The sequence below is a fragment of the Chitinispirillales bacterium ANBcel5 genome, assembly GCA_029688955.1.
GTDB lineage: Bacteria > Fibrobacterota > Chitinivibrionia > Chitinivibrionales > Chitinispirillaceae > Cellulosispirillum > Cellulosispirillum alkaliphilum.
Genome location: JARUKZ010000028.1, coordinates 19,827 through 37,221, shown reverse-complemented (window position 1 = coordinate 37,221; position 17,395 = coordinate 19,827). Strand labels below are relative to the sequence as shown.

Below are 17,395 nucleotides of genomic sequence, written 5' to 3'. Positions count from 1 at the left end.
AATGTGACCCCACAGGCTTCATGATGATAAGTGATTGGATACAAAGAGTTTAAACCTGAGCAAAGCAACCACGTAATTTTTTTTGAAAACTCCTCCCCTGGCTGACATTTGGGCTTACCTGAATTAAAACCCTCTGTACCCTTCACCGTTATCGGTAACAAAGGCCTTAAATGAATAATCCGAGGCATCATTTATACAACCAAACCACCTGAGTTTTTTCCCCTATACACTGCCTGTATATATATTGATAAAGATACCACTACTCTTCATATTGCGCTTCAAAGGATAAGATATCTATGAATGATAACTTGTATAGCAAAAGTGTTAATTACATGAAAACTCTTTGCGAAAAGATTCCGGAACGAAGTATAGGTAGTGAAGGTAACAGAGAAGCCACCAGATATTTTAAGACTATCATGTCATCATTTGGTTGGAGAACAGATATACAGGAATTTGACGCCATTGACTGGGTTGATGGAGGAGCCACATTAACCGTTGGTAATTCCGGCTATGACGTACTTGTTAGTCCCTACTCACTCTCCTTTTCGGGTAAGAGGCAGCTCACAAGCGTTTCAACCATTGAAGAGCTAAAGAACAGTACATTTGAAGGAAAGATTTTGCTGCTGCATGGAGAGATCGCTAAAGAGCAGTTGATGCCCAAAAATTTTGTATTTTACAATCCAGAGGAACATCAGCAAATAGTTTCGCTTTTAGAACAAGGTAATCCCAAAGCTATTATTTGCGCAACAGGTAAGAATTCTTCCGTGGCCGGAGGTGTATATCCTTTTCCGCTCATTGAAGATGGGGATTTTTTGGTGCCATCAGTGTATATGACCGAAGAAGAGGGCAAACGACTTTTACCTCACGTTGGAAAAGAGGTACAGTTATCCTCTGACTCCAAAAGAATACCCGGCAAAGGGTATAATGTAGTTTGCAAAAAAGGTAGCGATAATTCAAAAAGAGTTGTTGTAACAGCTCATATTGATGCAAAAAAGGGAACACCGGGCGCAATTGATAATGCTTCAGGTGTTACAGCCCTGTTACTGCTTGCCGAAGTTTTGAAAGACTATTTGGGTGATAAACAGATAGAGATCGTTGCCCTTAACGGCGAAGATTATTATTCTGTGCCGGGACAGATGAAATACATTGAAAAAAATCAGGGCCAATTTGAATCGATGCTAATGAATATAAACATTGATGGTGCTGCTTACAAAGGCAGTAATATTTCATTTTCACTCTTTGAGTTGCCTCATGAGCTCAAAGCTAAGGTTACGGCTCTCATAAAGAAACACCCTGACATTGTGGAAGGTTCCCCCTGGCCCCAGGGAGATCACAGTATCTTTGTTCAATATGGTGTACCGGCTGTTGCCATTTCTTCACAGTGGTTTATAGATAATATGGATAATCAGAGCATAACCCATACCCCTAAAGATAATTTATCCATAATTGACTACGGTAAGATAGTAACTATCGCAAAAGCGGTGGAAGCGTTTATAAGGTCTGTGATTATTAATTGATATACACTGATTGTTGAATTTTAGGAAGATTTTTTAGAAGGAAGGATTTTTATGGGGCTAAAGGCGATGGATTGGGTCTCCCCCGGGCGTCAATGGTGAAAGAGTGGAAGGATCCGTTTGGGGGGACCCTTCGGCTATAATCTCGGGAGGAATTTGGAATTCTTGTCTCGCGGTCTTGCCGTCCCACATTTTTCCCAGGTTGGAAACCTGGGGCTAATATAGAAATCCCCTTTGGGGTATTACATACTAATTCCCATCGGTTTAATCAGGCTAAAAACCGAATTTGTATGATCTATGGTTTTTGTAGAAGGATTGTTCATTTCTCTTGCTCCTTCCTGCTCAACAGGGCGACTTCTATTGTAGATGATACTTTCTTTGGCCTTGATCTCCCCTTCAAGCGCTGAAAGCGCGGGATATTCTTGATGCCATCGAGATTTGTGGGAAAAGGATTTTTATGGGGCTAAAGGCGATGGATTGGGTCACCCCCGGGCATCAATGGTAAAAGCGTGAAAGGACCCGTTTGGGGGGACCCTTGGGCTATGATTTCGGGAGGAAGGGAATTGGAATTCTTGTGTCGCGGTCTTGCCGTCCCACATTTCCCCAGATCCCCAGGTAGAGAAACCTGGGGCTAATATAGAAAACCCCTTTGGGGTATTACATACTAGTTACCATAGGTTTAACCAGGCTAACAGATGAATGTGTACGTACTATGGACCTCATCCCGCCGTTGGCCACCCTTCTTCCACAGGCGAAGGACACGCATAAACATGGTATTTAGAGTGAGGTGATTAACATGTGTGTTTCAATTATCTATATAGGAAATGGGAAAAAGGATTTTTATGGGGCTAAAGGCGATAGATTGGGTCTCCCCCGGGCGTCAATGGTAAAAGCGTGAGGGGACCCGTTTGGGGGGACCCTTGAGCTATGATCTCGGCAGGAAGGGGGGAATGGGAATACCATTCCTGTTATATATCCATATTTTTTTCGTTCTTCCATAATACTACACGAGAAAATACCGATCGTTTGCTCTTGATCTTTTTCATAAGCGCTGAAGGCGCGTTATTCTATAGCCCGGGGTAAGCCAGTCTTCTGGCGCAACCCCGGGTCCTGGGCGCAAAAAAGATCCCAAGCGCTGAAAGCGCGTAACATTCGTTGATGGCTATTGGGATTTGTGGGAAAAAGGATTTTATGGGGCTAAAGGCGATAGATTGGGTCACCCCCGGGCGTCAATGGTAAAAGCGTGAGGGGACCCGTTTGGGGGGACCCTTGAGCTATGATCTCGGCAGGAAGGGAATTGGAATTCTTGTGTCGCGGTCTTGCCGTCCCACATTTCCCCAGATCCCCAGGTAGAGAAACCTGGGGCTAATATAAATAACCCCTTCGGGGTATTACATAGTAAATCCCAGAGGTTTAATCAGGGCTAACAGACGAATTTGTATCTTCTATGGCTTTTGTAGAAGGATTGTTCATTTCTCTTGCTCCTTCCTGCTCAACAGAGCTTCTTCTATTGTAGATGATACTTTCTTTGGCCTTGATCTCACTCTTAAGCGCTCAAAGCGCGCAATTTAATAGCCCGGGGTAAGCCAGTCTTCTGGCGCAGCCCCGGGTATTGATGCGAAAAAAGATCCCAAGCACTGAAAGTGCGGGATATTCTGGTGGTATTTGGATATGCAGGAAAAATGAAACTCACAACCCTTTTTTTCGCTCATAAGTCACTTAGAAATGAATATCACAACTCGTTTTTTCACTCATAAGTCGCTTAGAAATGAATATCACAACCCTTTTTTTCGCTCATAAGTCACTTAGAAATGAATATCACAACTCGTTTTTTCACTCATAAGTCACTTAGAAATGAATTTCACAACCCTTTTTTTCACTCCTAAGTCGCTTAGAAATGAATATCACAACTCGTTTTTTCGCTCATAAGTCGCTTAGAAATGAATTTCACAACCCTTTTTTTCGCTCATAAGTCGCTTAGAAATGAATTTCACAACTCGTTTTTTTGCTCCTAAGTCGCCTAGAAATGAATATCACAACTCGTTTTTTCACTCATAAGTCACTTAGAAATGAATTTCACAACTCGTTTTTTCACTCATAAGTCACTTAGAAATGAATTTCACAACTCGTTTTTTCACTCATAAGTCGCTTAGAAATGAATATCACAACTCGTTTTTTCACTCCTAAGTCGCTTAGAAATGAATATCACAACTCGTTTTTTCACTCATAAGTCGCTTAGAAATGAAACTCACAACTCGTTTTTTCGCTCCTTAGTCGCTTAGAAATGAAAATCACAACCCGTTTTTTCACTCCTCAGTCACTTAGAAATGAATTTCACAACCCTTTTTTTCACTCCTAAGTCGCTTAGAAATGAATATCACAACCCTTTTTTTCACTCATAAGTCACTTAGAAATGAATATCACAACTCGTTTTTTCACTCATAAGTCGCTTAGAAATGAATATCACAACTCGTTTTTTCGCTCATAAGTCGCTTAGAAATGAATTTCACAACTCGTTTTTTTGCTCCTAAGTCGCCTAGAAATGAATATCACAACTCGTTTTTTCACTCATAAGTCACTTAGAAATGAATATCACAACCCTATGAAAAACAATCCCCAAAAAAATAGTTCCCCATCTCTTCTTTGGCGAAAACGCCAAAGAAGCTGCTGATGTTTTTATGTGTCTGCTTTCGGCAAAAACTCAATGATTAAAAACATCACTACACTTCACAATACCCCGCCCGGAGACACCGACACTGTCACTTTTGAACTTTTTGGGTATGAATTTATGGCTATCTCTCCCGGCAATCTCTTCAAATTAAATCCATCCATCTCGTTTTTCATAAATTTTGTTCCACTGCATGATAAAGACGCACGCGCCCGGCTTGTTAGTTTGTGGAATAAGCTCTCTGAAGGTGGCACGGTGCTCATGCCTCGGGATAAATACCCTTTCATTGAGCGGTATGGATGGCTCGAAGACAAGTACGGCGTTTCATGTCAGTTGATTTTAGCGGACTCAACAGGTTGACCCCAGGCCGGAAATTATCCCATCGATGATGTTTGTCACTGAAATCATTCTTAGTCATGGAATCCTTCAGACGAGTAGTAGCTTTGAGCCGTGAGCGGTGAGCCTTGAGCAGGAAAAGGAGAAAGGAAGCTATTTCCGTTTCTTTGTTTAGTAATTAGTCATTGGTAATTGGTAATTATGTCACCCATTCTTAGTCATGGAATCCTTCAGACTCACCTGCAGAAGGCGGCATGTTTAAAAAACGTTGGTTGGTCTTAATCCATTCTTAGTCATGGAATCCTTCAGACGCACGTGCGCTCATCGCAGAGCCCTGGGTGGGATGAGAGGCGTGTCTTAATCCATTCTTAGTCATGGAATCCTTCAGACTGTTGCTTCAACAGCAAGCAAAGAAAAGGGACCTATTATATCTTCCCAAAAAGCTGGCGTTTAAGCCACGAAAGCTCACTTTGAAGTTGAGCTATTGTAGATTGCAGGTTTTGATACTCAGAAAGTGAAATAGGAATAGTTTTTTCTGTTGATTTCATATTTACACCAAAATAATACACAGAAGTTATAATGTAAAGCGTTTTCTTCTTCTTACTGTAGTATAATCTATTCCTTCCAGTATCATCAAAAGCTGATCATAGGTTAAATACAGATCTGGTTGAGGATGCTCAGAAAAAGAAGGAATCTGGAAATGTCCCTGTTCAAGTCTCTTATAGTATAACCAGAAACCATGCCTGTCCCAGTGCAATATCTTCATACGGTCGCACGTTCTGTTCACGAATACAAAAACATTTTCAGAAACAGATTGCTTACCCATATAATTATGAACAAGACCACATAAGCCATCAAATGACTTCCTCATGTCACAAGGTTCTGTGCACAGATAAATAGGTGTAGATGCGCTAAAACCGATCATGTCACACAACCTTTATTAAGGTCTGCAATTAACCTATAAACAGAGGTACTGATCTCCGTTCCACGCCATACGATTCGAGCTCCGGAATTAAGGTCAATAGTCAGTTCAGATGTTGCAGGGTATTGAAGATGCGTTTGATTCTGCTGTATGTTTGGAGCTAATTTTATAAATGCTTCGTTATTTGTAGTTTTTGAACTCTCATTTTTGTACCGGCCTAACCACCCTTTAAATGTACCAAGGCTAATATTCTTATCTCTACAAAACTCCCGACGACTCTGCTTACTTCTGTAGTACTCAGAAGCTCAATTCCTTCTCTGCTAAGGTGCTTAGTGTTCATGATCATCTCCTTTATTAAAAATAATAGAGATAATATGGTATTTATTTTAAGATGTTAATAGATGGTTATTACCGGATGCTTACCGTTGGTATAGGCAGGTATCCTGAAACGTCTTTTGCCCTGGCTGATGGTGCACTCTGTTTTTTGACACACACTCTTAATCGATCTTCACGGAGAAAATATCCTGAAAGGACAGTTTTCCTCTTCCTGTAAGGGGCGAGCTCGATAAAATGCAGACCATGGGATAACGGTATATTATTTCTTCTGCTCTCAGAGGTTTCTAGGGAACGGGAACGAACAACGTGCACCGGGTGCCATCATATCCTTTACAAAGCCCTTTGCAGCGTTCGCTGCTGTGAGCGCACTATACCATGAGTATAAAGATCTGTTCTCTTCAGTCTGCTAAGCCACCATCCTCAATTGTCCAATCAAAAACACTTATAAGGTATTCTCTTGCATCTGCTGCATCTAAAGTATACTTGTTGTTCCCAGCATGAAAATCCACATTTTCCTGAACACCACCCTCCTCTACTTCAGCCAGTTCTGCCCATCCATTAAGCAGAGCGTCATAATTTTCTAAAGAAAGAGATGTTCTTACCAGCATTTCATTCATATTATTAACATTAGACACATTCCAGGACCCAATGTCCTGGTCAAAGGATGAGGCATCAGAAAACATGGAAGACATTCTTGTCACATTGGACACATCCCAATTCCCAATATCCTGGTTGAATGATCCGTTATAAGAAAACATGGATGACATATTAGTCACATTGGACACATCCCAATTTCCAATGTCCTGGTTGAAACGGTGACGAGCATTTACCATCCAATCTCCGGAAAACAATCCCCTCATATCAGTTACATTCGATACATCCCAACCACCGATATCCTGATTAAAGAGTTGGGCTCTACTAAACATACCACCCATATCAGTAACATTGGACACATCCCAACCACCGATATCCTGGTTAAAGGATGAAGCATAAGCAAACATGGCAAACATACCTGTCACATTGGACACATCCCAGGATTCAATAGCACCATTAAAGGAAGTTGCTTGAGCAAACATATTATGCATACGCGTCACCTTAGACACGTCCCACTCATCAAGATCCTGATTAAAGGAAGAGGCACCCGAAAACATCCGGCTCATATCTGTAACATTAGACACATCCCATGAACCGATATTCTTGTTAAAAAATGTAGCACCATTAAACATCAGTCTCATATCTGTAACACCCGACACATCCCAATTTCCAATGTCCTGGTTAAAGGATGTAGCATCGTAAAACATCCCCTGCATATTGGTAACACCCGACACATCCCAGGTTCCAATGTCCTGGTTAAAGGATGTAGCACGATTAAACATCCCCACCATATCTGTAACATTAGACACGTTCCAGGAACCGATATCACCGTTAAAAGAAGTTGCAGCACTAAACATATGGCGCATATTCGTAACACTCGGTGGAATAGAAGCGGGTACTTCCAGAAGGTTTTCGGCACCTCCAAATGCTCCGACTAATAAAGTTAAACCCAGATCACCAAAAGTTTTTACCCTAACCAATTTGCAACTCTGCGGAAAGCTCCTGTATGAACCATACCAGCTTAATGTACCGGTAATGGTTACCTCATATTCTCCTTCCTCATCATACGTGTGTTCATGAATGCCTTCTCTCTGGATGATTTGGCTATTGCCATCTCCCCAATCTACCCTTACAACCACGTTTCCACTGAGCGGAAGTTCTATTGTAGTTCCTTCAGAAAGTTCAGTATTGAAGACAAGCACCATTGCAGCACTTGTCCACTGAGCTGTAACTGTAAGATCCTCAGCTGGCATGACATCAGGAAGATCTGGGTACCAACCATCAAAGGCGTAACCTTCGCGGCTGGGAGCTTCAGGGGCAGTTACTGAAGTACCAAAGTCTTGAGTTATCGCACTGACTTCACTACCACCATCACTGTCAAAACTGATAGTAACTGAGTTAATAATCCACTGAGCTGTAACTGTGAGATCCTCAGCTGGCATGACATCAGGAAGATCTGGGTACCAACCATCAAAGGCATAGCCCTCACGGCCGGGAGCTTCAGGGGCAGTTACTGAAGTACCAAAGTCTTGAGTTATCGCACTGACTTCACTACCACCATCACTGTCAAAACTAATAGTAACTGAATTTATATCCCACTGAGCCGTAACTGTGAGATCCTCATCTGGCATGACATCAGGAAGATCTGGGTACCAGCCATTAAATGCATATCCCTCGCGGCTGGGAGCTTCAGGGGCAGTTACTGAAGTACCAAAGTCTTGAGTTATCGCACTGACTTCACTACCACCATCACTGTCAAAACTGATAGTAACTGAAATAATATCCCACTGAGCATAAAGCGTTACGCCTTCTGTTCTCATTGTAAACTTTGCTTTATCTTCATAATAATCACCGCTACCATCAGCTTTGGTATTCCATCCGGTGAAAGAGTGCCCTTCACGGGTAAATTCATTCTGCGAAAGTGCCACGGTTTCATCAGTAGCGATGGTCTGAGGATCCATGCTACCAGAGCCCTCATTGTAATCAAAATTAACAGTATTGGGAAGTGGTGTCCATTTTGCATAGATCGTATGATCTTTTTCAATTATGGTTTCCTTGAAATCAAATGGTGTGTTAAGCGTTTTTTCACCGAACCAACCATCAAAACGGTACCCATCCCTTTGCGGTTCATCAGGTCTTTTGGCATTCTGCCCGTGTTCTATATTCTGCCTGGCTGTTTCTGAGCCGCCACTAGTCTCAAATGTAATAGTATAAACATCCAGCTCCCACAGAGCATACAAAAGAAGATCGTTATTAGCCATTTTAAACGTATCCCCAACAAACAATGTATCCCGCTGACCATCAGGGTCACTGCTCCAGCCGCTAAATTGGTATCCGTATCGTACAAGATTACCAGTATTGTCAGGTATTGTAACTTCATCTCCCTCTACATATAAAATAGTATCCGAGGGTGCTTCACCATCTGTATTCTGATTTCCATCAAAGGTAATTGTGAAGTACTTAACTTTATTCTCCTCCCAAACCGCATAGAGTTCTAAGTCATCATCGGAAATTATTAAAGTGTCTCCTGTTTTAAGTACTTCAGACAACGCCCCATAATCATTGCTCCACCCTAAAAACTCAAACCCATCTCTTATGAGTCCCCCGCTATTACCGAGTACAATTACCTCTTCCCCGCTTTGGTAGAAATTTGTATCCTGTGGGACGTCTCCGGAATCATGGTTGGTACAATTATAATAAACATTGTAAACAGAAGGGTGAACATTTATAGTAAGTTCTGCCACTCTTTGTACATTCCGTAAAAATTCGACTGTTATTGAAAGTGTATATGTCTCGGCAGAATCATAGGCAAGGGTTAACTCCTCTTTTCCCGTCCACCCATCCGTGCGAAGATAAGGAATAATACTATCCTCTCTTAAGTCCCCAAAATCTATTCTGACATTCTCTACATAATTACCACCTACCATATACATTGTAACCCCAAAAGGTTCTCCTTCAATAATCTGACTATCTTTATCGGTAAGATATATATCCAACGTAGCACGCTCCATCGGATCTTTCGGATTTCTACATGATAAACCATATAGAAAAAGTGAGCAGAGGAAAAACAGTATGTATTTTTTCATAGGATAACTCCTGAAGCTAAGCGGGTATTTGTAAATGACCTTAGTAATATAGTTATTAAACCACGATTTGGACAGTTTAGTAGTATATTTTTTTTCAACAGGATATTTTTGGGACCAAAGCCTCTTACGCTTTAGCTACGGAGGCCAGGGATGCCCTGAACAGTTCCTCGAGCGTAGTCGAGAGGCGTAACGGTTCTAATATATAGTATCTATCCAGCTTTCCATTTTTCTGCTCAACGCTCAATGCTCACAGTTCATAGCCAGACAGGGGGCCTGAAACCCTTATGCCATGATCGCGTAAGAAAAGACCCGAATTAACGTCCTGTTGTTTTCTCCAACAAAGAATCAACACTCCAAAACCCAAACCACCCACTCTACCACCGAAGCAAGCCCAGAAAAGGGCGGTTTCCAATAATAGCCCAGGGCAATGCCCCATATGCGCTAACATCAAAATATACGATAGGGTAACCATTTGTCGTTTTCTCTTCCTTTTGTGCTCTTTTAGATTAGATGAAATTTTTCTCCAATCTTGATCTCAACCACACCGTCTCGCCGTTCTCTCTTAAGACCTCATCCCGGACGTTGGCCACCCTTCTTCCACAGGATACGCACAAACTTCCTGATAAGCGTATAGTACTACCGGTGCCTGTTAACAAAATTTCTCCTCATGCACTCCCCTTTCTTCCTGTTTTCAAGATCTTCTCAAACTAGCGCTCCGGTTATGCATGATATTCCCCTATCCGAAAATCAAACTGTACAATAAACAGGTATTCCCTTTGTTCTCTATTCCTTTTTCATTTAGGTCATTTACCCATTTGGTTATCTACTCACTTTGTAGCAACTCTTTTGGGGGGTGTTTTAATTTTAAAACAGTTTTTTTCATGAAAACTTTACTCTCCTGTTGCCATAAAAATATATTAACTGTAGTGGTTTTATTTAGCAAACCACTACATTAACATCTGACCTGTTGTAATTAGTAGATAGTAATACCAAAGACAGAGCATCTATACAACCGCTGTATAATTGCTGCTTCAGGCCACTCTAGTATTTAAAATGATGATAAAGAAAATTTTACAGCCGTATTTATGCGGGTGTTTATCTATAGGTGTTTATATTCTCAGATATTTTCACCATTTTTCTATTAATCTTATCATAAGGAGTCTTTGTATGACAGTACAAGAGTTAGAAGCTGCCTCTGCTATTACCGAAGAAGAGATTTCGGATATGCCCGAAATCATCGGTACAATTGAAGAGAAAGTTGCTGCCATAAGTGGTCCGGTTCCAGATCCGCACATGCCGGTTACAGTATTTGTAGGTGAGTTTGGTAAAGATCTTGCCAATATGGAGCACGATAGGGACACCTGGGAAGCGTGCGGTTTCGATTGGAACAAGTATGACATCTACAAAGAACTCCACAAAGAGCTGTTTCGGAGTAATTCGAAAGTAGTGGTTAACAGGGAAAATGTTTCCGCGGCCGTTCAGGAGTGGCAAAAAGAGCAGGATAACATTAAAACCGAACGCAACCGCCTTATCGCTGCATGCAGAGTTGCGGCTAAACAAGTACCCTCTATACGCAGTGTACTTAAAGAAATATCTGAAGGTAACTCAAACATGGACAGCATACAGGATATTCTTTCTCTTGCCAAACTGTGCCTGAAGGTTATCGATATTGTTTCAAATATCGTTATTGGTGGGAGAAGAATAGACAGAATCTATCTCAATGAAAAAATTGAGTGGGCCAGTGAATTAAAACAGCTCTTAAACAGAGCTGATGCCTTAAGAAATGTACGCCAGGAAGAGATCATTTACCGTAACAAGATCATTCTTCTTTGCCGCCAGTCACAGGCAAATATCAATTCCTGGCTGGATGCGGTCTATTTTGATAATCCGGACAGAAAGTCAGAATATGCAAGTGATTACTTCAGGCGCTTACGCAACAGATCAAACAGAAGTGACTCTCAGGCAGCTGATGAGGCAGCAAACCCTGAGTGTTAATCAGGTTGTTTCAGTGGTGTATGTTTTAAAAATGATATGAGGATGGATCATACCCACTGTTCACACAATCCTGTCAGCGCTACTGTCGCAGGCAGGATTTTTTTTTGGTCCCCAACAACAATACCGCAAAAACCCCTGTATCTAACACATTTGATTGATAAAAAACACCGGGAACCGCTGCCATTTCCTGCTTAAGCGTAGTGCCTACCTAATTGTCGTTGGTTGTGTGCGCAGTGTATTTCATTTGGACGCAATCAACGGTAATCTGGAACAGGCCCTGCCAATTTGGGCGCAGTGGGTACCAATTTGGGCGCAGTGGGTACCAATTTGGGCGCAGTGGGTACCAATTTGGGCGCAGTGGGTACCAATTTGGGCGCAGTGGGTACCAATTTGGGCGCAGTGGGTACCAATTTGGGCGCAGCGGGTACCAATTTGGGTGCAGCGGGTACCAATTTGGGTGCAGCGGGTACCAATTTGGGCGCAGCGGGTACCAATTTGGGTGCAGCGGGTACCAATTTGGGTGCAGCGGGTACCAATTTGGGTGCAGCGGGTACCAATTTGGGTGCAGCGGGTACCAATTTGGGTGCAGTGGGTGGATATTCTCGCGTATAGAAACCATCAAGGGGGCGCAGTGGGTGCAAATTTGGGCACAGTGGCTATCACTTTTGGTGCAGTGGGTCGATATTTTCGCGTATAGAAACCATCAAGGAGGCGCAGTGGGTGCTAATTTGGGCGCAGTGGCTATCACTTTTGGTGCAGTGGGTCGATATTCTCGCGTATAGAAAGCATAAAGGGGGCGCAGTGGGTGCTAATTTGGGCGCAGTGGCTATCACTTTTGGTGCAGTGGGTCGATATTTTCGCGTATAGAAAGCATAAAGGAGGCGCAGTGGGTGTCAATTTGGGCGCAGTGGCTACCACTTTTGGTGCAGTGGGTCGATATTTTCGCGTATAGTAGCCATCAAGGAGGCGAAGTGTCCGGTTTTTTGGCAAATTGGTCTAATCCATTCTTAGTCATGGAATCCTTCAGACTCGACCTTCTTTAAATGTTCCATCACCCATATCCCAAGTCTTAATCCATTCTTAGTCATGGAATCCTTCAGACACGTGAAACGCACCGCACTGGGCGGATGGACTGACAGGGTCTTAATCCATTCTTAGTCATGGAATCCTTCAGACTAGGTTGGGCGATCGCAATAATCGGGATCGCCTAATGGCAGAACTCTATGAGCACCTGGGCGTGTCTTAATCCATTCTTAGTCATGGAATCCTTCAGACGAGTAAAACACCGCGATTCGGCCATCTCCTTTAGTCTTAATCCATTCTTAGTCATGGAATCCTTCAGACATACAGCCGCAGCGATACTTTTGAACCAGCCGCTTAAAGAGTCTTAATCCATTCTTAGTCATGGAATCCTTCAGACTTTAACAAAGGAAATGTATATGGACGACCAATCTCAAGATAGTCTTAATCCATTCTTAGTCATGGAATCCTTCAGACGAAAATATTCGGATGGGCGAAGACCGGACATGGTTCAAATAGGTCTTAATCCATTCTTAGTCATGGAATCCTTCAGACTCAGCGAAACACTTCCAGCAACACTTGATAAATCTGGTCTTAATCCATTCTTAGTCATGGAATCCTTCAGACACAAGTCAGTTGCACAATGATCAGTAGGAGAATTCCGGTCTTAATCCATTCTTAGTCATGGAATCCTTCAGACTCTAGACCCAGTTTGATGTCTTCCAACCTCTTGCGCCTTTCCGGTCTTAATCCATTCTTAGTCATGGAATCCTTCAGACTCTAGACCCAGTTTGATGTCTTCCAACCTCTTGCGCCTTTCCTGTCTTAATCCATTCTTAGTCATGGAATCCTTCAGACTTATCAGATGATATTACGAAAAGAGGTTTCAGCCAGGAACGTCTTAATCCATTCTTAGTCATGGAATCCTTCAGACTATGTATCCAAATATTCAAATCTATGATTGTCTTCAGTATCTGGTCTTAATCCATTCTTAGTCATGGAATCCTTCAGACGGGATGCACAAATGCGGTGCACCTGGTACACTTATGGAAAGTCTTAATCCATTCTTAGTCATGGAATCCTTCAGACTTGCTGCCATACGCCCAATCCCCGGGCTAACTTCAGTATGTCTTAATCCATTCTTAGTCATGGAATCCTTCAGACGAAAAAACCGAGGACAGCGAATCGACCTATCAAGTACGGAGTCTTAATCCATTCTTAGTCATGGAATCCTTCAGACCCCTTTTTGTGCTTCCACCCATCTTCAGAGCGCCAGAAGCGGTCTTAATCCATTCTTAGTCATGGAATCCTTCAGACGTTAGGTTGTCCTTACTTAAATATAGGTCAGCAGAAAGTGGTCTTAATCCATTCTTAGTCATGGAATCCTTCAGACTCAACCGGCCTTCTCAGAGGTTTACGTCTTGGTCTACGTATGTCTTAATCCATTCTTAGTCATGGAATCCTTCAGACATCCGGTAAATGCCTCGTGGTGTGAGCCAATAAACGGTTTTGTCTTAATCCATTCTTAGTCATGGAATCCTTCAGACTCATCATTTTCTGGTTGACGCAATACTCTCCCATCTCTATCGTCTTAATCCATTCTTAGTCATGGAATCCTTCAGACGTGATAACCCTGCACAGCTTGCAGCGCATGGAAATAGTCTTAATCCATTCTTAGTCATGGAATCCTTCAGACTGAGATTATTTCCACCTCGGCGCGCTACCTCTGTTAATAGTCTTAATCCATTCTTAGTCATGGAATCCTTCAGACTAATCGGCAGGGGCGTACAAAACGGCGCTGTGATTGGAAATGGTCTTAATCCATTCTTAGTCATGGAATCCTTCAGACTCTACCGCGAGACCTTGCGGGTGTGTCGACGCGACGTGATTAGTCTTAATCCATTCTTAGTCATGGAATCCTTCAGACGGTAATAGCACCTCTGATTCAATTTTAGCTAAGGTTAGTCTTAATCCATTCTTAGTCATGGAATCCTTCAGACCGTAGTCCAATTTTTGGCCTTATAAATCAATGAGTTAGAGGGCCGTTTGCGGCATATCCCCAACCTTCTTTCCAAAGAGCAATCCGGCAACAATGGCCGTTTTCTGTAAGGACTATAAAAATCAACGCCTTGAGCCTTTGCGGCATAGTCACCACTTTTTTGACAAATTTTATATGCCGCAGGAGTTGGTTGCCCCAAATGGTACCATTTTCGCCATTTGGCCACTGCGGCATGTTTTTTTGTACTTTTTAAGCCGTAAAACAGGGGTGTAATCATGCCTCTATTACGGATTACAGAATATAATATTTGGTAACAAACGGGCCTTTTTTTGCCCAAAATCCCATCCTATTCACATCACAAATCTTACTTCTTCTTTCCTATGATAGCAACGAATATCCCGCGCTTTCAGCGCTTATGAAAAAGAGCAAGACCAAATTCCGTTCTCCCTTTCCTCCCGAGATAATAGCATAAGAGTCCCCCAAAACGGGTCTTTACACTCTTTCACCATTGACGCCCGGGGGTGACTCAAACTATCGCCTTTAGCCCCGTAATAATTCTCGATCTTCAGACTTTAGTAGCTATGAGCCGTGAGCGGTGAGCTTTGAGCAGGAAAAGGGAAAAGAAAGACATCTCCCTTTTCTTTAATTAGGAATTAGTCATTTGTCACTGGTAATTACGTTATCCCATTCTTAGTCATGGAATCCTTCAGACTGGAGGGATGAACCGCCTCAGAGCACCTACAGTATCAGATACTCCAACTTCTCGATGCGCGGACCATTCCCAAGCTCCCGCATCGTCTCCGAACACCCCGCACACAACTGATAACAGCGCAAAGAGTCGGTGCGCGAATCAATTACCGTCCCTAAGCGCTCAAGGCATTCAGTAAGTGCACTGTGCCCCATTACCCCCTCAAACACCGACTTTTGAACCCGGTAACAGTACTGAAGCAGAATTTTTACCGCGCGGTAGCGCGCATTGTCATCGCTGATGTCAAAAGCGATCACATATTTCATCTAGCCCCCTCCCCGCTGCCGCTATAGCTGGCTTCCTTTATCCCCTCTTTCCATGAAAAAGGTGTGTACTCTTCATTATATTCCACTGCCCTGCGTAACTTCTCCCCCTGCTTCCACATCACCTGCCTCCAGGAAAGCTCCCCATCATCACCAAGGGTTCGGTTTACCCTGTTTGCCCACTCCTCATAATGACGTATGAAGATCTTTAACGACTCTTTTTTAAGATACACCTGCCCCTTGTCCCCGGTCTCAAAATCATCATCACCAAGCATTCTTTTATTAAAGAGCCTCACCACCAACCTGTCGATAAAGGGGTGGCGAAACTCCTCCATAAGATCCAGTGTCAACGATGCCCTGCCGTAGGTTACTTCATGGAAGAAACCGATATAGGGATCAAGCCCCAGTGCTTCAAGGATCCCCTGCAGCTCACGAGCCACAAAGGAGTAACCGAAGGAAAGCAGCGCGTTTACCGGATCGGTTGATGGATGAAATATTCTACCGGGAAATGCTCTTCCGTGAGTAAGAAGTCGTGCAAATGCCCCAAAGTAGTGTCTGGCCGCGGCTCCTTCATAGCCAAAGAGACTCGCCAGATCATTACAGCGCGTAGCGATATGCTCACAGATCTCTTCAATTGAAGATCGTTCGTCAAAAACAAATTCACTTTTGCCACTGTGATGATAGTCGCTAAGCACCGCCATGCCGTTTCTTATCTTTGCAATAACGTACCGTCGTGCAAAAGCAAGCCGTACTTTGGGATCGTGAAACATAGCATACTGCCCGGCACGCAGAATAGAGTTTTTACCGGCCGCACTTACCAGCCGTCCCTTGAAGTGGCCGTTTTTGGTCATGTAGGCGATATCACAACCACTGTTGAGTAGTGCCAGCGTTGCATCGGTGGTAGGGTGCACCCCACCAAACAGTACCAGACACTTTATCTCGCGTATAACGCGCTCAACCAGCACCTCCTCATTCTTTATCACCTGAATATGACCGCCCTTTTTCTTTATATAGGCTCCCTGTTCTGTAATATAGAGAAAAGACATTGCAGCTCCCCTTTCATGGTAGATACAGAAGTAGCCCGAAAGGGTTAGCAAAAAGTAATCCAGTTGTGCTGTTACCAGATGATGGAAAAAAAAATGTATGGGGGTTGGTCTATTCTTAGTCGTGAAAACCTTCAGAGGTTAGTAGCTTTGAGCCATGAGCTATGAGCGGTGAGCTTTGAGCAGGAAAAGGGAAAAGAAAGGTGTCTTCCTTTCCCATAATTAGTCATTTGTCATTAGTAATTGGTAATTACGTTACCACATTCTTAGTCATGGAATCTTTCGGACTCGCTGCTGCAGCACATGGGATCTGGGGCGGCGGTTATGTCTTAATCCATTCTTAGTCATGGAATCCTTCATCATGGAATCCTTCAGACTGAAGAGTGAAGATGAATTGTCAACCCGCTTTTGGGAGGTCTTAATCCATTCTTAGTCATGGAATCCTTCAGACGAAAATAAGCGTTTCTGTGGTATTCTTCGTTGTAGGTCTTAATCCATTCTTAGTCATGGAATCCTTCAGACTTGATGAAAGCTCTTTAAATCGTAACGAAACATTAGGTCTTAATCCATTCTTAGTCATGGAATCCTTCAGACTTAATTATGAGGTAGAAATAGCACAAAAGCCACTGCGGCATGTTTTTTTGTACTTTTTAAGCCGTAAAACAGGGGGGTAACCATGCCTCTATTACGGATAACAGAATATAATATTTGGTAACAAACGGGCCTTTTTTTGCCCAAAGTCCCATCCTATTCACATCACAAATCTTACTTCTTCTTTCCTATAATAGCAACGAATATCCCGCGCTTTCAGCGCTTATGAAAAAGAGCAAGACCAAATTCCGTTCTCCCTTTCCTCCCGAGATAATAGCCT

10 protein-coding genes and 1 CRISPR repeat array are annotated in these 17,395 nt (G+C 42.9%); of the genes, 4 read left to right on the top strand and 6 right to left on the bottom strand.

Annotation, left to right across the window (positions count from 1 at the left end; genetic code table 11):
• Positions 1–296: 296 nt before the first annotated feature.
• Both QA601_13900 and QA601_13895 read left to right on the top strand, forming a co-directional pair.
• Positions 297–1,517 (top strand): M28 family peptidase, encoded by a 1,221-nt coding sequence (locus QA601_13900; GenBank protein MDG5816183.1) that lies wholly within the window; start codon positions 297–299, stop codon positions 1,515–1,517.
• 2,677 nt (positions 1,518–4,194) lie between these two features.
• Positions 4,195–4,542 (top strand): VOC family protein, encoded by a 348-nt coding sequence (locus tag QA601_13895; protein MDG5816182.1) that lies wholly within the window; start codon positions 4,195–4,197, stop codon positions 4,540–4,542.
• 401 nt (positions 4,543–4,943) lie between these two features.
• On the opposite strand, the gene QA601_13890 is transcribed toward QA601_13895, so the two are convergent.
• From QA601_13890 to QA601_13875, 4 genes are all read right to left on the bottom strand, one after another.
• A complete protein-coding gene (locus QA601_13890) occupies positions 4,944–5,066 on the bottom strand; it encodes a hypothetical protein (GenBank protein MDG5816181.1) in 123 nt (40 codons plus the stop codon).
• Between the two features lie 26 nt (positions 5,067–5,092).
• The gene (gene tnpB / locus QA601_13885) at positions 5,093–5,443 is read right to left on the bottom strand and encodes an IS66 family insertion sequence element accessory protein TnpB (protein ID MDG5816180.1); all 351 of its coding nucleotides are present in this window, start codon (positions 5,441–5,443) and stop codon (positions 5,093–5,095) included.
• A 214-nt stretch (positions 5,444–5,657) separates the two neighbouring features.
• Positions 5,658–5,780, bottom strand: a complete 123-nt coding sequence (locus QA601_13880) for a hypothetical protein (GenBank protein ID MDG5816179.1) — start codon at positions 5,778–5,780, stop codon at positions 5,658–5,660.
• A gap of 394 nt (positions 5,781–6,174) precedes the next feature.
• Positions 6,175–9,456, bottom strand: a complete 3,282-nt coding sequence (locus QA601_13875) for a BspA family leucine-rich repeat surface protein (GenBank protein ID MDG5816178.1) — start codon at positions 9,454–9,456, stop codon at positions 6,175–6,177.
• Between the two features lie 1,167 nt (positions 9,457–10,623).
• Between QA601_13875 and QA601_13870 the strand changes: the two genes are divergently transcribed.
• Positions 10,624–11,451: a hypothetical protein gene (locus tag QA601_13870; protein MDG5816177.1), complete on the top strand. Its 828-nt coding sequence runs from the start codon at positions 10,624–10,626 to the stop codon at positions 11,449–11,451.
• 294 nt (positions 11,452–11,745) lie between these two features.
• A complete protein-coding gene (locus QA601_13865) occupies positions 11,746–12,063 on the top strand; it encodes a hypothetical protein (GenBank protein MDG5816176.1) in 318 nt (105 codons plus the stop codon).
• Between the two features lie 381 nt (positions 12,064–12,444).
• A CRISPR array of direct repeats spans positions 12,445–14,471; the repeat unit is 36 nt; unit sequence GTCTTAATCCATTCTTAGTCATGGAATCCTTCAGAC.
• A 737-nt stretch (positions 14,472–15,208) separates the two neighbouring features.
• On the opposite strand, the gene cas2 is transcribed toward QA601_13865, so the two are convergent.
• Both cas2 and cas1 read right to left on the bottom strand, forming a co-directional pair.
• Positions 15,209–15,484 carry a CRISPR-associated endonuclease Cas2 gene (gene cas2 / locus QA601_13860; GenBank protein MDG5816175.1) on the bottom strand — a complete coding sequence of 92 codons (276 nt, stop codon included), beginning with the start codon at positions 15,482–15,484 and terminating at the stop codon, positions 15,209–15,211.
• A complete protein-coding gene (gene cas1, locus QA601_13855) occupies positions 15,481–16,527 on the bottom strand; it encodes a CRISPR-associated endonuclease Cas1 (protein ID MDG5816174.1) in 1,047 nt (348 codons plus the stop codon). The genes cas2 and cas1 overlap by 4 nt, the downstream gene beginning before the upstream one ends.
• Positions 16,528–17,395 lie beyond the last annotated feature (868 nt).

Coding starts and splice junctions, on each gene's coding strand:
- QA601_13900 (MDG5816183.1), top strand. CDS start 297: ATGAATGATAACTTGTATAGCAAAAGTGTTAATTACATGAAAACTCTT.
- QA601_13890 (MDG5816181.1), bottom strand. CDS start 5,066: ATGAAATCAACAGAAAAAACTATTCCTATTTCACTTTCTGAGTATCAA.
- tnpB (MDG5816180.1), bottom strand. CDS start 5,443: ATGATCGGTTTTAGCGCATCTACACCTATTTATCTGTGCACAGAACCT.
- QA601_13880 (MDG5816179.1), bottom strand. CDS start 5,780: ATGAACACTAAGCACCTTAGCAGAGAAGGAATTGAGCTTCTGAGTACT.
- QA601_13875 (MDG5816178.1), bottom strand. CDS start 9,456: ATGAAAAAATACATACTGTTTTTCCTCTGCTCACTTTTTCTATATGGT.
- QA601_13870 (MDG5816177.1), top strand. CDS start 10,624: ATGACAGTACAAGAGTTAGAAGCTGCCTCTGCTATTACCGAAGAAGAG.
- cas2 (MDG5816175.1), bottom strand. CDS start 15,484: ATGAAATATGTGATCGCTTTTGACATCAGCGATGACAATGCGCGCTAC.
- cas1 (MDG5816174.1), bottom strand. CDS start 16,527: ATGTCTTTTCTCTATATTACAGAACAGGGAGCCTATATAAAGAAAAAG.